This is a genomic window from Nocardioides furvisabuli (assembly GCF_021083185.1).
Taxonomy (GTDB): Bacteria; Actinomycetota; Actinomycetes; order Propionibacteriales; family Nocardioidaceae; genus Nocardioides; species Nocardioides furvisabuli.
In genome coordinates this window covers 138,628-152,555 of the sequence record NZ_JAIGQB010000003.1, presented here as the reverse complement: position 1 = coordinate 152,555, position 13,928 = coordinate 138,628, and the positions used below count along the sequence as shown (strand labels likewise).

Annotated in this window: 16 protein-coding genes; 8 read left to right on the top strand and 8 right to left on the bottom strand. The window is 72.4% G+C overall.

The window, feature by feature from the left end; genetic code table 11:
* The first annotated feature begins 43 nt into the window (after window positions 1-43).
* A complete protein-coding gene (locus K4G59_RS07130; protein WP_231250277.1) occupies window positions 44-865 on the top strand; it encodes a glycerophosphodiester phosphodiesterase family protein in 822 nt (273 codons plus the stop codon).
* A gap of 34 nt (window positions 866-899) precedes the next feature.
* Window positions 900-1,835, top strand: a complete 936-nt coding sequence (locus tag K4G59_RS07125; protein ID WP_231250276.1) for a DUF5926 family protein — start codon at window positions 900-902, stop codon at window positions 1,833-1,835.
* Between the two features lie 266 nt (window positions 1,836-2,101).
* On the opposite strand, the gene K4G59_RS07120 is transcribed toward K4G59_RS07125, so the two are convergent.
* Genes K4G59_RS07120 through K4G59_RS07100 form a run of 5 tightly spaced genes read right to left on the bottom strand, consistent with a single transcriptional unit; the run spans window position 2,102 to window position 6,339 of the window.
* Window positions 2,102-3,154 carry an adenylate/guanylate cyclase domain-containing protein gene (locus tag K4G59_RS07120; protein WP_231250275.1) on the bottom strand — a complete coding sequence of 351 codons (1,053 nt, stop codon included), beginning with the start codon at window positions 3,152-3,154 and terminating at the stop codon, window positions 2,102-2,104.
* Window positions 3,155-3,159: 5 nt separating this feature from the next.
* Complete coding sequence (locus tag K4G59_RS07115) at window positions 3,160-3,534, bottom strand: cyclic nucleotide-binding domain-containing protein (RefSeq protein WP_231250274.1); 375 nt, start codon at window positions 3,532-3,534, stop codon at window positions 3,160-3,162.
* A 49-nt stretch (window positions 3,535-3,583) separates the two neighbouring features.
* Entirely contained in the window at window positions 3,584-4,819 is a 1,236-nt protein-coding gene (locus tag K4G59_RS07110) for an arginine deiminase (RefSeq protein WP_231250273.1), read from the bottom strand.
* 58 nt (window positions 4,820-4,877) lie between these two features.
* Window positions 4,878-5,483, bottom strand: coding sequence for a TMEM165/GDT1 family protein (locus K4G59_RS20425; protein ID WP_231250272.1), 606 nt, complete (start codon window positions 5,481-5,483; stop codon window positions 4,878-4,880).
* A 16-nt stretch (window positions 5,484-5,499) separates the two neighbouring features.
* Window positions 5,500-6,339, bottom strand: a complete 840-nt coding sequence (locus tag K4G59_RS07100) for a prephenate dehydratase (protein ID WP_231250271.1) — start codon at window positions 6,337-6,339, stop codon at window positions 5,500-5,502.
* Window positions 6,340-6,408: 69 nt separating this feature from the next.
* Between K4G59_RS07100 and K4G59_RS07095 the strand changes: the two genes are divergently transcribed.
* The gene (locus K4G59_RS07095) at window positions 6,409-6,807 is read left to right on the top strand and encodes a DUF4446 family protein (protein ID WP_231250270.1); all 399 of its coding nucleotides are present in this window, start codon (window positions 6,409-6,411) and stop codon (window positions 6,805-6,807) included.
* 24 nt (window positions 6,808-6,831) lie between these two features.
* Here K4G59_RS07095 and K4G59_RS07090 read toward each other — a convergent pair whose 3' ends face one another.
* A complete protein-coding gene (locus tag K4G59_RS07090; RefSeq protein WP_231250269.1) occupies window positions 6,832-8,406 on the bottom strand; it encodes a bifunctional phosphatase PAP2/diacylglycerol kinase family protein in 1,575 nt (524 codons plus the stop codon).
* A gap of 59 nt (window positions 8,407-8,465) precedes the next feature.
* Between K4G59_RS07090 and serS the strand changes: the two genes are divergently transcribed.
* Genes serS through K4G59_RS07065 form a run of 5 tightly spaced genes read left to right on the top strand, consistent with a single transcriptional unit; the run spans window position 8,466 to window position 12,265 of the window.
* A complete protein-coding gene (gene serS / locus K4G59_RS07085; protein WP_231250268.1) occupies window positions 8,466-9,731 on the top strand; it encodes a serine--tRNA ligase in 1,266 nt (421 codons plus the stop codon).
* Window positions 9,724-10,560 (top strand): HAD family hydrolase, encoded by an 837-nt coding sequence (locus K4G59_RS07080; protein WP_231250267.1) that lies wholly within the window; start codon window positions 9,724-9,726, stop codon window positions 10,558-10,560. The genes serS and K4G59_RS07080 overlap by 8 nt, the downstream gene beginning before the upstream one ends.
* Entirely contained in the window at window positions 10,553-10,885 is a 333-nt protein-coding gene (locus K4G59_RS07075; protein ID WP_231250266.1) for a DUF1905 domain-containing protein, read from the top strand. The genes K4G59_RS07080 and K4G59_RS07075 overlap by 8 nt, the downstream gene beginning before the upstream one ends.
* Entirely contained in the window at window positions 10,882-11,682 is an 801-nt protein-coding gene (locus K4G59_RS07070; protein WP_231250265.1) for a Cof-type HAD-IIB family hydrolase, read from the top strand. The genes K4G59_RS07075 and K4G59_RS07070 overlap by 4 nt, the downstream gene beginning before the upstream one ends.
* Before the next feature lie 10 nt (window positions 11,683-11,692).
* Window positions 11,693-12,265: a hypothetical protein gene (locus tag K4G59_RS07065; RefSeq protein ID WP_231250264.1), complete on the top strand. Its 573-nt coding sequence runs from the start codon at window positions 11,693-11,695 to the stop codon at window positions 12,263-12,265.
* An 18-nt stretch (window positions 12,266-12,283) separates the two neighbouring features.
* Here K4G59_RS07065 and K4G59_RS07060 read toward each other — a convergent pair whose 3' ends face one another.
* Both K4G59_RS07060 and K4G59_RS07055 read right to left on the bottom strand, forming a co-directional pair.
* Window positions 12,284-12,904, bottom strand: coding sequence for a bacterial proteasome activator family protein (locus tag K4G59_RS07060; RefSeq protein WP_269209789.1), 621 nt, complete (start codon window positions 12,902-12,904; stop codon window positions 12,284-12,286).
* A gap of 53 nt (window positions 12,905-12,957) precedes the next feature.
* Window positions 12,958-13,923, bottom strand: coding sequence for an NAD(P)H-quinone oxidoreductase (locus K4G59_RS07055; RefSeq protein ID WP_231250263.1), 966 nt, complete (start codon window positions 13,921-13,923; stop codon window positions 12,958-12,960).
* Window positions 13,924-13,928 lie beyond the last annotated feature (5 nt).

Below are 13,928 nucleotides of genomic sequence, written 5' to 3'. Positions count from 1 at the left end.
CGACCTGCCGCGCGCCGGTCCCCGGACGTGCCATGCTCGATCCATGCGTCGTACGCCGCGCAGCCGGCGCCCCCGAGACACCCGCACCCGACCGCAGGTGGTCGCCCACCGCGGGAGCAGCCACGACACCGCCGAGCACACGCTGGGCGCCTACGTGAAGGCCCTCGACGAGGGGGCCGACGCGCTCGAGTGCGACGTCCGGCTCACCGCCGACGGCCACCTCGTGTGCGTGCACGACCGCGACCTGAGGCGCACGGCGTCCACCACGGGGCTGGTGTCGACGATGAACCTCGCCGAGCTCGACGAGCTCGACTTCGCGTCGTGGAAGAGCCCGTGGTCCGACCTCGACGACGAGGCCCCCGACCGGGACCCCGCGGACGGCAAGGTGCTCACCCTGCGCAAGCTGCTCGAGATGGTCGCCGACTACGACCGGCACGTCGAGCTGGCCATCGAGACCAAGCACCCGACGCGCTACGGCGGGCTGGTCGAGCGGCGCCTGGTCGAGACGCTGGGCGACTTCGGCTGGGACCGGGCGGGGTCCCCGGCCCGGGTGATGAGCTTCTCGCTCAATGCCGTGAGCCGCGTACGCCGCCTCGCGCCGGGGCTCGAGGTCGTGATGCTGGTCGACAAGGCGCACCACTGGCCGGTGCTGCGCCCGGTCGTCGACGACGACTGGATCATCGGCCCCGGCATCAAGGAGCTGCGCGAGCACCCCGGCCTGGGGCGCCACCTGGTCAGGGCGGGACGCGAGATCCACGTGTGGACCGTCAACACCGCCGCCGACCTCGAGATCTGCCTCGACCTCGGGGTGACGGCCGTGATCAGCGACCGCCCGGCCCACATCCTCGAGCTGCTCGACCGCTGAGCGCGGCGCCGGGGGGCCGCACTAGGCTCGGGCAATGGCCAAGAAGTCGCGCAACCGCAGCACGTCCGCGTCCGCCCCCGCCGCAGGCGAGGTCGGCCCCCGCCAACCCTGCCCCTGCGGCTCAGGCAAGCGCTACAAGGCCTGCCACGGCGCGGCCGGCGGTGCCGCCCCCACCTTCGTGGCGCGCCCCTTCGAGGGCATGCCCAGCGAGTGCGACGTCATCGCGCTGCGCGAGCTCGTGCCCGCGGCCACCGCGCCGCTGACGCTCGAGGACGGCGACCGCACGGTCCGCCTGGCCACCCTCCTCCCCGGCGCGGCACCGGCGATGGTGCGCGAGTCCGGCGACGTCTGGCTCGGCCTGCAGGTGCAGCACGCCTACGGCAACCCGGCCCGCGACCTCGGTGCCGTCCTCGAGCTGGCGCTGGCCACCGAGGAGCCGGGCATCGTCGGTCTCCTCAGCGCTCCCGGCGAGGGCCCCACCCTCCAGGACCTCATCACCGACACCAGCCTCGACATCACCGTCCACGACGGCTTCGAGTACTGGATCGACGACATCCCCGAGCGCGACGCCGGCATGGAGGCCGCCCTCGAGCAGGCCAACGGCGGCGTCATGCCGACCACGCGACTCACCTCGGTCGAGGCGGCGTACTGGACCAGCGTCGGCACCAAGGAGCACCTGCGCTGGGTCATGCCGCACCCGGAGGACGCGCTGCTCGACGCGCTCGCCCGCCTCCACGCCGCCGGTCGGGACTCGGTGGCCGAGGGCTCCCGTTTCGTGGGCATGTTCCGCGCGCACGGGCTGCTCGCTCCGGTGTGGGACCTGCCGCTCGGCACCGGCGCCGAGGTGCTCGAGGAACCGGCCGCACGCTTCGCCGCCGCCCTCGAGGAGGCCCTGGCCGGCGAGGAGCTGACGGCAGCCGAGCGTTCCGCCCGGGCCGGGCTCGCCAACCGACAGGTCACGATCCGGTAAGAGCGGCTCCACGTGTTGGCCACGTGAGGAACACAAGCGGGCCAACGGTTGTGCGTGCCGTCACGAGCGGAGTAGATTCCTCCCTGCCCGGTCGTTGTTGTTTCCCCCGTCAACAACGACCGGGCTTTCACGTCTCCGGACGTCGTGCGGGCGGCCCGAGTGCCCGCCATCATGAGCACTCGGGCCTCGGCTCAGGGGCACTCATGAATACCCGCGAACCTGGCCTCCGGTACCCACCCGTGGTGAATGCATCCGCGAGATGCACCTCACTTCCGCACGAGGGCCGGTCTGACCCGCCACGCCTCGAGATTCTCGAAGCCCTTGGCCGACACGCGGCGCAACCTGCGCCAGCGCCAGGGTGAGGCGTCGTCGTCGCCGTCACCCTCGTCGGCCGCATGCGTCAGGGTCTCGCGGATCCCGGCGTCGACCAGCACGGTGCCCGGCCGGGCGGCCGAGGTGAGGCGGGAGGCGGCGTTGACGGTGGAGCCGAAGACGTCGCCGAGACGGCGTACGACGGGCCCGTGGGCGATGCCGGCGCGGACAGCGGGGAACGTGTCGTCGGGGTCGTCGCCGCGCGCAGCGAGCGTGGTGGCGATGGTGACGGCGGCTGCGGGGTCGGCGACGGTGAAGAGCACCTCGTCGCCGATCGTCTTGATGACCTGGCCGCCGTGGTCGACGACGAGGGTCGTGGTGTCGGACTCGAAGCGGTCGACCCACTCGACGAGCTCAGCGCCGTCGAGGGTGCGGCTCTGCGTGGTGTAGCCGACGATGTCGATGAAGCAGACCGACGTCCGCACCTCGTCGGTGCCGCTCCCGAGCGGGGTGGCGTGCTCGAGCAGGTGCTGCGAGGCGCTGGCCAGGTGGCGGCGCCAGACGTAGCTCTGGAGGGCCTCGACCCGCGGCAGGACGTCGGAGGCGAGGTCGCTGAGCGCCGCGGCGGGGTCACCGCCCCCGACCGCCAGCTCGGCCAGCAGCGCGGTCTGCCACTCCGCGAGCCGAGCGTAGCTGCGGCCCCACGTGCGGACGAGCGCGGCCTGCGAGTCCGGCGGCAGGATGCCCATCTCGACCAGGTCGGCGCTCAGCCGCAGCGCCTCGACGTCGCTCTCGGCGAAGGCGACGTCGTCGTCGTGGTGGTGGGGGAAGCCGAGGTGGTGCCACAGCGTCACCGCCAGCTCGAGCGGCACGCCCGCCCGCTCGGCCACCTGCACCCGGGTCAGGCTCGGCTCCTGCCCGAGCAGGAACGCCTCCAGGGCGCGGGCCGTCCCGTCCGGCACGTCGAGCGCCGCAGGTCCCGCCGGGTCGGGCCGCGCCTCGCCCACGTCGCTCAGCCGCCGACCGCACGCCCGGCCGCGGCCGCGCGCAGGGCGGCCCCGAACGTCGGGACCTCGTCCGCGAGCTGCTCGAGCCGCTCGCTCGTGAAGTGCACGACCCGCAGGGGCGTCAGCGCGACGACGGTGGCCGAGCGGAGCGTGCGGTTGACGATGGCGGTCTCCCCGACCACGGCGCCGGGGCCGAGGGTGGCGATCTCGACGCCCCCCTTGCGCACCGACACCTCGCCCTCGGTGATGAGGTACGCCTTGTCGGCGGGGGTGCTCTCGGCGATGGGAGACCACCCCTGGGGCAGGCGCAGGGCGTTGCCGGCAGCCAGGACGCGCTGGGCGTCGGAGGGCTCCAGGGCGTCGAGGATCGAGTCAGTCATGCCCGGTCAACGAGCCACCGACGCGAGGGTGATGCCCGTTCGGCGTGGCTCAGACCACCCGCAGCGGCTCGCGCGAGATCGGGCAGCTCATGCAGCGCGGCCCGCCACGACCCGAGCCGAGCTCGGAGCCGGCGATCCGCACGACCTCGATGCCGGCGTCCTCGAGCCGGTCGTTGGTCTCGTCGTTGCGCTCGTAGGCCACTGCGACCCGCGGCGCGAGCGCCAAGGTGTTGTTGCCGTCGTCCCACTGCTCGCGCTCCGCGGTGACCGGGTCGAGGCCGGTGTCGATCTGGTGCAGCGTGTCGATCTGCATCGCCTTGGCGGCCGCGACGAGGAACGGCTCGGACCCGCTGACGCTCAGCGTCAGGTCGGACTCGCCCGAGCCGCGGTCCTCCAGGGTCACCGTCACCGCGCGGAGCGTGTCGGCCACGTTGGGGTACATCACGACCTTGTCGACGTCGACCATCGTGCAGACCGTGTCGAGGTGCATCGTGGCGCGCTCCTGCGCGATCGGCACGGCCAGCACGGTGTGCGCGAGGTCGGCGTGGAAGACCTGGCGGGCCAGCCGCTCCACGCCCGCGGGCGTCGTACGCTCGCCGACGCCGACGGCGATCACGCCGGGCGCGAGGAGCAGGACGTCGCCGCCCTCGACGTGCTCGTTGTGCCAGCCGTGGATCTTGCGGGTGCCGGCGAAGCGCGGGTGCTCGGTGTAGATCAGCTCGGTCAGCTGGGTCTCGCGCTTGCGTGCGGGCATCGCGAGGCTGGTGACGGCGACCCGGTCGCGGACCCAGACGCTGGAGTCGCGGGTGAAGAGCAGGTTGGGCAGCGGGTCGACGAGGAAGTCGTGCGGGTGGAGCAGGCTGGTCACCAGGCCGTGGCCGCCCTTGACCTCGTCGTTGCGGATGCCGGCGGTGAGCACGTCGGTGAGCTCCTCGGGGGACAGGCTGCGCAGCGCCTGGGCGAGGTAGCGGCGCATCGTGTCACCGAGGTGCAGGCCCGACAGCGCGCTGGTGATCGCGTGGTTGCGGGCGAGCTCGCTCCCGAGGGTCTCGGTGAGCAGCTCGGTGAGGTAGAGCACCTCCACGCCGCGCTCGCGCAGGGTCGCGGCGAACGCGTCGTGCTCCTCCTGCGCGCGGCTCACCCACGGGATGCCGTCGAAGAGCAGGCGGTCGTTGTTGCGGGGCGTGAGTCGCTTGAGCTCGTTGCCGGGCCGGTGGAGCATGACCGTGGCCAGCCGGCCGACTTCGCTGTCCGCGCCGTGGGGGGCGGTGCTGTGGGAGACCATGTGCGGACTCTAGTGCCGAGGGGGTCCGGGGAACCACGCCCGGCGCACGTGCGGACGGTCAGCGCGTCATCTCCCACACCGTCAGGACCGCCATCAGGACGCAGACCGTGGCACCCACGTAGTGCAGCAGCGAGAGCGTGATCCGCTGGAGCAGCAGGCGGCCCACGACGACGGCGAGGCCGGAGACCGTGAGCAGCGCGCCCCAGGCGCCGAGGAACACCGACACGGGGTCGTCGTACTTCGCGACCAGGGAGATGGTCAGCAGCTGCGACAGGTCGCCCCACTCGGCGGCGAACAGGACCACGAAGGAGGTCAGCACGACCTTCAGGCCGCGCGCGGAGGCGTCGGCGCGGGCGGCGAACTCCTTCTCCTGGTCGGCCTCGTCGGCGTCGGCCGAGCGCGCCTCGCGGAACAGGATGACCGCGCCGATGAGGAAGAGGAGCGCGGCGACGGTCCGGACCAGCTGCTCGGGCAGGAAGGACGCCGCCGTGCCGAGACCGACCGCGACGCCGGTCTGGACGAGGAAGGCGAGACCGACGCCGATCCAGACGAAGAGCGGGCGCATCTTCGTCGACATCACCAGCGTGGCGATGAAGGTCTTGTCGGGCAGCTCGACGACGAAGATGGCACCGAAGGCGAGGGCCACCACGAGGAGATCGATCACCGGGGGAGTGTCGCAATCACTCCGCGCGGAAGGCGTCGGCGGGGTAGACCCCCAGCACCTTGACCTCGGTGGTGAAGAAGGCGAGCTCCTCGAGCGCGTTGCGCACGCCCGGGTCGTCGGGGTGGCCGTCGACCTCGGCGAGGAACTGGGTGGCGGTGAAGTGGCCGCCGACCATGTAGCTCTCCAGCTTGGTCATGTTGACGCCGTTGGTGGCGAAGCCGCCGAGCGCCTTGTAGAGCGCGGCGGGCAGGTTGCGCACGTTGAAGATGAAGGTCGTCACGACCGGGCCCTCACCGGACGTGGCCTGCTCGAAGTCGCGCGAGAGCACCACGAAGCGGGTGGTGTTGTGGTCCTCGTCCTCGATCTCATCGCGCAGCACCTGCAGGCCGTAGATCCCGGCCGCCAGCGGCGGGGCGATCGCGGCCTGGGTCAGGTCGCCGGACTCCGCCACCTCGCGGGCCGCGCCGGCGGTGTCGCCCGCGACGACCGGGGTCAGGCCGAGCTCGCGGATCACGCCGCGGCACTGGCCGAGCGCGTGGACGTGGCTGTGCACGGTGCGCAGCGAGTCGATGTGCGCACCCGGCAGGGCCATCAGGGAGAACTGGATGCGCAGGAACCGCTCGCCGACGATGTGCAGGTCGGAGGTCGGCAGGAAGTGGTGGATGTCGGCCACCCGGCCGGCGATCGAGTTGTCGATCGGGATCATCGCCAGGTCGGCGTCACCGTTCTCCACCGCCGCGAAGGCGTCCTCGAACGACGCGCACGGCATCGGCTCCCAGTCGGGGTAGGCCTGCTGGCACACCAGGTGGGAGTTGGCGCCGGGCTCTCCCTGGTAGGCGATGCGTCGGGCTGTCACGTCGGCGAGTGTGTCACCTCCGGCCGTGTCCGCACGCCCGTGACCGCCCCGCGAACATAGGGTCGGGGCGTGCTCGTGCTCTCCGTCGTCGCCGTCGTCCTCGCCGCCCTGGCCTGCGTGCTCGCCGGGCTCGCCCTGCGGCGTACGCCGTCCCGCTCCGGCGGTGACGGGGTCGAGGCGCTGCCCGAGGACGTGCACGGTCTGCGGCAGGAGGTCGCTGCCCTCAAGACGGAGAGCGCCGACGCGCTGCGCCACCTCTCCGTGGTGCGCTACGACGCCTTCGGCGACGTCGGTGGGCACCTCAGCTGGAGCCTGGCGGTGCTCGACGACGCCGGCCACGGAGTCGTGCTGACGTCGATCCACGGTCGTAGCGAGGCCCGCACCTACGCCAAGTCGATCTCCTCCTGGACGTGCGAGCAGCAGCTCTCGCCCGAGGAGGAGGAGGCGATCGAGCACGCCCGTCCCTGAGGGCTTCCGGGTCGACCGGCTGGGTCAGCGCGGCACGCGCACCAGCAGCCGGCCGTGGATGCACTCCATGTGCAGCTCGCGGCCCTCCCCGATGGAGTCGCCGTCGAGCTGGCGGGGCGTGGCGGAGGCGGCCTTGATCCGCACCCGCGAGCCCGTGCGCCGGTCGAGGGTCTCGTCGACGATCGTGCTCTTGGCCAGCACGCGCATCGCCACGGTGATCCACGACAGGAACTGCCGCGGGTGGATGATCACCACGTCGAGGATGCCGTCGTCGATCGTCGCGTCGGGCAGCAGCGGCATCCCGGCCTGGAGGAAGCCGACGTTGCCGACCACGACCGTGCGGGCCCGGTGGACGCTCGGCTCCTGGTCGTCGATCTGGATCTCGACCTTGACCGCGGGGAACATCAGCGACTTCAGGCCGGAGACGACGTAGGCCACCCATCCGATCTTCTTCTTGATGTCCTCGTTGACGCCCTCCATGAGCGCGGCGTCGAAGCCCATGCCCGCCATGACCATGAAGTGGGTGTCCTCGATGCCGTCGCCGCCGACCTTGACCAGGTCGATGGCCCGGTCCTGGCCGTTGAGCGCGACGTCGATCGCCGAGCGGAGGTAGAGCGGGACGTCGAGGTTGCGCGCCAGCAGGTTGCCGGTGCCGGCCGGGATGATGCCGACCGGGATGCCCGTGCCGGCGAGCTCGGCACACACCTCGCGCACCGTGCCGTCGCCGCCGCACACCATCACCAGGTCGGCTCCCGAGACCGCGGCGCGCTCGGCCATGCCGGTGCCGGGGTCCTCGATCGTCGTGTACTGCCAGGTCGGCTCGGACCAGCCCGACTCCCTGGCCATCTCGGCGACGGTGGCGCGGAACTGCCCGACGTCCTCGACCTTGATCGGGTTGAGGATCACCGCGAGCCGGCGCTGGGAGGTGAAGACCTCCGGGAGCGGCTCGGCCTTCGCCGCCGTCGAGCGCGGTCGCGGGTCGATGAAGGCCAGGGCCAGGAAGAAGATCGTCAGCGCGAGCAGCGCGCCGCCGATGACGTCGCTGGGGAAGTGGCGCCCGAGCAGCACCCGGTCCAGGGCCACCAGCAACCACCAGGCCACGGTCAGGGTGATGCCGAGGCGGCGCAGGCTCGTGCGCCGCACGAACAGGACCAGCAGCATCACCAGGACCGCGGCGAAGGCGGCGGTCGAGGAGGCGTGGCCCGACGGGAAGCTGAAGTTGGTGTGGGTGTTCAGGGCGTCCTGCCAGTCCGGCCGGTCGCGCCCCAGCCCGTTCTTCAGCCCGGTCGTCGCGACCGCGGTCGCGGACATCACGACGACTGCGAGAACCGCTGCCCAGCGCTGGAGGCGTACGACGAGCCAGAGCGCCAGCACGGCCGTCAGGATCGTCATGCCGATCGTGCCGAAGGCCGTCTCGACCACCCGCAGGGTGTCGACGAGGACGGCGTGGTCGTCGGCCCACTCCGCGAGGCGCCGTCCCTCGACGTCGAAGGCGTCGAGCGGGGAGCGGTCCCGGGTGACGAGATAGGCCAGGACGGCGAACAGTCCCCCCGAGAGGAGGGCCCAGGCCAGGCTGCGGTTGCGGGAGGCGGGAGTCACCTGCGAAGTATGCCCAAACCGGTTCGGTTCCCCGACCTCGCGGCGGCTAGCCTTCCCCTGTGATCGACCCTCGCCTGCTCCGTGACGACCCCGACCGCGTGCGTGCAGCCCAGGCCAAGCGGGGCCTGTCCGCCGACGTGGTGGACCGGGCGCTCGCCGCCGACTCCGCACGGCGCCAGGCGATCGCCGACTTCGAGTCCAGACGCGCCCAGCAGAAGTCCAGCGGCGCCCTGGTGGCCAAGGCGCAGGGCGAGGAGAAGCAGGCCCTGCTCGCGCAGGTCAAGGCGGTGGCTGCCGGGGTGAAGGCCGCCGAGGCGGCCCGCAACGACGCCGAGGCCGCCTGGGACGAGGCGATCAAGGCCATCCCCAACGTCGCCGACGACGCCGCGCCCGCCGGTGGCGAGGAGGACTACACCGTCATCGAGCACGTGGGCACGCCCCGCGAGTTCGACTTCGAGCCGCGCGACCACGTCGAGCTCGGCCGGATGCTCGGCGCCATCGACATCGAGCGCGGCGCCAAGGTCAGCGGCTCGCGCTTCTACTTCCTCACCGGCGTCGGCGCGCAGCTCCAGCTCGCGCTGGTCAACATGGCGATGGACCAGGCCCGCGAGGCCGGCTTCATCCAGGCCGCGGCGCCCTCGCTGGTGCGTCCGCGTGCGATGGAGGGCACCGGATTCCTGGGCCAGGCCGCCGACGACGTCTACCAGATCGCGGGCGAGGACCTCTACCTCGTCGGCACCTCGGAGGTGGCGATGGCGGCCTACCACTCGGACGAGATCCTGGATGCTGCGGCACTCCCCCTGCGTTACGCCGCCTTCAGCCCGTGCTTCCGCAAGGAGGCCGGCTCCTACGGCAAGGACACCAAGGGCATCTGGCGGGTGCACTGGTTCGACAAGGTGGAGATGTTCGTCTACACCACCGTCGAGGAGTCGTACGCCGAGCACCAGCGGCTGCTGGCGTGGGAGCGGGAGTTCCTCGACAAGCTCGAGCTCGCCTACCGGATCATCGACACCGCCGCGGGCGACCTCGGCCTGAGCGCGGCCCGCAAGTTCGACTGCGAGGCGTGGATCCCGAGCCGGCAGGGCTACGGCGAGCTCACCTCGACGTCGAACTGCACCGACTTCCAGGCCCGTCGCCTCGACATCCGCACCCGCGGGGAGGGCGGCACCACGCCGGTCGCGACCCTGAACGGAACGCTCACCGCCGTGACCCGAGCCATCGTGGCGATCCTGGAGACCCACCAGAACGAGGACGGGTCGGTGACGGTGCCGCAGGCGCTGCGCCCCTACCTCGGCGGACTGGAAGTGATGAAGCCCCTTGGCTGACTGGACCCCCAAGGTCGTCGCCCTCGACATCGACGGCACCCTGCTGAAGTGGCTCGACGGCCAGGCCGAGGACTACGAGACCATCACCGCACCGGTCTACGACGCGATCCACCGCGCCCTCGACGCCGGCGCGCACATCGTGCTGTCCAGCGGTCGCTCCCCGCACGGCATGACGCGCATCGCCGACATGCTCGACATCCCCCGCGAGGAGGCCGACCAGCTCTGGGTGGTGGCGTCCAACGGAGCCGTCGTCTTCCGCTACCCGCCGATGGAGGTCGTCCACGAGGAGACCTTCGACGCCGCGCCCGCGGTCGCGGCGGTGCTGGAGCACCACCCCGAGGCGCTGGTCGCCGTCGAGGAGCGCGCGGTCGGCGGCTACCGCGTCAACCGGGTCTTCCCCGAGGGCGAGATCTCCGGCGAGCAGATCATCACCGAGGTCGACGACATCATCGGTGAGCCGGTGAGCCGCGTGATCATCCGTGACCCCGACGCCACGGCCGACGACTTCCTCGAGCTCGCCTCGAAGCTGGGGCTGCACGGCACCGACTACGTCGTGGGCTGGACCGCATGGCTCGACCTCTCCCCGGTCGGCGTCTCGAAGGCCTCCGGCCTCCAGCACGTGTGCGACAGGCTCGGCCTCACCGCCGCCGACGTGCTCGCCATCGGTGACGGGCGCAACGACATCGAGATGCTGCGCTGGGCCGGTCGTGGCGTCGCGATGGGCCAGGCCGTCGAGGAGGTCAAGGCCGCGGCCGACGACGTCACCGCGTCGGTCCACGACGAGGGCGCGGCGCTCGAGATGTCGCGCTGGTTCCCGCCGGATGCCTGACCCGGTGGGCGAGGGGTTCACCTTCACCGCGCCGTTGTGGCGGTGGACCGCGCGCCAGGAGTCGGCCGACTCCTCCTCGTGGTGCTTCGTCACCCTCCCGCCCCACGTGGCCGAGGAGGTGCGCGTCGGCTCGGGCGAGCCGCGCGGCTTCGGGTCCGTGCGCGTACGCGTCCGGGTCGGCGCCACGACCTGGGACACCAGCGTCTTCCCCGACTCCGGCTCCGGCGGCTTCGTGCTGCCGGTCAAGAAAGCTGTCCGCACCGCGGCCGGCGTCGAGGAGGGCGACGAGCTGACCGTCACCCTGTCGCTCAGGGACCCGGCGTGAGCACGCCCCGGCTGGTCGCCACCGACCTCGACGGCACCCTGCTCCACTCCGACGGCACCGTCACCGACCGCACCCGCGCAGTGCTCGAGGAGCTCGACGCGCGTGGCGTGCCGGTCGTGTTCACCACCGGGCGCCCGATCCGCTGGATGGAGGAGCTCTGGGCCGACGTCGGGGGCCACGGCCTCGCGATCTGCAGCAACGGCGCCCTGGTGTACGACGTCGCGCGCCGTGAGGTGCGCGACTTCCGGGCGGTGCCGCGGGAGGTGGGCGTCGCCGTCGCCGAGCAGCTGCGGTCGGCGGTGCCCGGGACCCACTTCGCCGTCGAGCACACGACCGGGTGGGCCAGCGAGGTCGACTTCCCCCGCCACCCCGACGACCGGGCCGAGCGTCACACCGGTCACCTCGCCGACATCTTCGGCGACGACGTCGTGAAGGTCCTCGCGGTGCACCGCGACCTGGAGCCGGAGGACTTCTGGCGCCGCGCAGAGGCGTCGGTGGGTGAGCAGGTGGTGACGACCTGGTCGTCCTCCTTCGCGTTGGTGGAGATGAGTGCCGCCGGCGTCACCAAGGCCACGACGCTCGCCACATTGGCCGCGGAGATGGGCGTCGCCCGCGAGGACGTGGTCGCCTTCGGCGACATGCCCAACGACCTGGCGATGCTCGAGTGGGCCGGCACGTCGTACGCCATGGCCAACGCCCACCCGTCGGTGCACGACCTCGCCGACCACCGGGCTCCGGCCAACGACGACGACGGGGTCGCGGAGGTGCTGAGCGACCTCTTCGGCCTGTCTCGCTAGGCTGCCCGCCATGATCCGTGCCGTCCGAGTCGCCGCCGCGATGCTGCTCGCGTGCGTGGGCCTGGTCCTGACCGTGAGCGCACCGGCCTCCGCCGCGTGCACCTGCAAGCAGGGCCAGCTCGAGCAGCAGGTCGAGCGCGCCGACGTCGTCTTCATCGGCACGATCGACGGGGTCGAGGCAGCGGGCAACGACTTCACCTACGACGTCACCGCGTCCCGGGCCTACCAGGGCACTCCCGAGCGCTCGACGCAGGTCTTCTCCGCCGGCGGCCCGGCTGCCTGCGGTCTCGGCGAGCTCGAGGTCGGCACGACCTACGTCTTCCTCGCCACGGGCGACGCGGCGCCGTACGACGCCGACAGCTGCGGTGGCACCGCCGTCGCCAACCCGACGAAGGTCGAGAAGGTCGAGGCTCTCCTCGGCGAGGGTGCCCCGGTCCAGCCGCCCCCGCCACCGACCGCGGAGCTCACCCGCGTCGAGGACTCACCGCCGGCAGGCCTCGCGCGCGCCGCCGCGCCGGGCGCCGCCATGGCGATCATCGGCCTGCTCGGCCTCGTCGTCGTACGCCGCCTCGCTCGCCGCTGAACTGCGCCGGCCGGGGTCTCAGAGGTACATCCCGCTGGACGTCCCGCCGGACTCCTGGGTCTCCTCGGTGGGCACGTTGGGCATCCCCATCGGCTGGTGCTGGGCGTGGCCGGCACCGGCGGGCAGCGCGCGGCGCATCTGCTCGAGCTGGGCGCGCGAGGCCATCTGCTGGGCGTAGATCGCGGTCTGGATGCCGTGGAAGAGCCCCTCGAGCCAGCCGACGAGCTGGGCCTGCGCGATCCGCAGCTCGCCCTCCGACGGCGTGCCCTCCTCGGTGAAGGGCAGCGAGAGGCGCTCGAGCTCCTCGACCAGCTCGGGGGCCAGGCCCGACTCGAGCTCCTTGATGGAGGCGGCGTGGATCTCCTTGAGGCGCTGGCGGCTGGCCTCGTCGAGGGGCGCGGCCTTCACCTCCTCGAGGAGCTGGCGGATCATGCTGCCGATGCGCATCACCTTCGCCGGCTGCTCGACCAGCTCGGTAATGTGGCGCTCGCCCCCGTCCTCCTCGCCGTCCTCGCCGGACTGCTGCGTCATCGCGGGCAGGGCGCTCGCGGGGATGGTGCCGATCGGCTGGCCGTCGGGCCCGACCACGACCACCTGCTCCTCGGACGCAGGGGCGCTGGGCTGCTGCTGCTCGGTCATGACCGCCACCCTATGACCCGTCCGGTGGCGGGGCTCCTCGAGCGTCGAAGTGGTCAGAGCGTCAGCAGGATCTTCCCGGCGTGCGCCCCGTCCTCCATCAGCTGGTGGGCGCGCGCGACGTCCTCGAGCGGCATCGTGGTCTCCACGACCGGGCGGATCCGGCCGGCGGCGACGTGCGGCCAGACGTTCTCCACCACCCCGCAGCAGATGGCCGCCTTCTCCTCCAGCGGTCGCGCGCGCAGCGAGGTCGCGGTGACCGAGGCGCGCTTGCGCAGCAGCGCCTGGATGTCGAGCTCGCCCTTGGTGCCGCCCTGGAAGCCGATGACGACCAGGCGCCCGCCGGTGGCGAGGGCCGCGACGTTGCGGCCGAGGTACTTCGCGCCCATGTTGTCCAGGACGACGTCGGCGCCGCCGACCTCGGTGAGCACCTCGACGAAGTCCTCGTCGCGGTAGGAGATCGCCGTGGCCCCGAGCGAGCGGCACAGCTCGAGCTTCTCCGCCGACCCTGCGGTCGTGAAGACCTCCGCCCCGCGCGCGACGGCGAGCTGGATCGCCATCGTCCCGATGCCGCCGGCGCCGCCGTGGACGAGGAAGCGCTCGCCCTTCGCGAGGTGGGCGGTCATGAAGACGTTGGACCACACGGTCGCAGCCACCTCGGGCAGGGCCGCGGCCTCGACGAGGGACACGCCGCCCGGCACCGGCATGACCTGCCCGACCGGCACCGCGACGCGGGCGGCGTACCCGCCACCGGCGAGCAGCGCGCACACCTCGTCGCCGACCGACCAGCCCTCCACGCCCTCGCCGAGCTCGGCGATGCGGCCGCTGCACTCCAGGCCGATGACCTCGGACGCACCCGGGGGAGGTGGGTAGAAGCCTTGCCGCTGCAGGGTGTCGGCGCGGTTGACCGCCGCCGCGACGACGTCGACCAGCACCTCACCGGCTCCGGGTCGGGGGTCGGCGACGTCGCCGACGGACAGGACCTCGGGGCCACCGGTGCCGGTGGTCACGGCTGCGCGCACTCCGA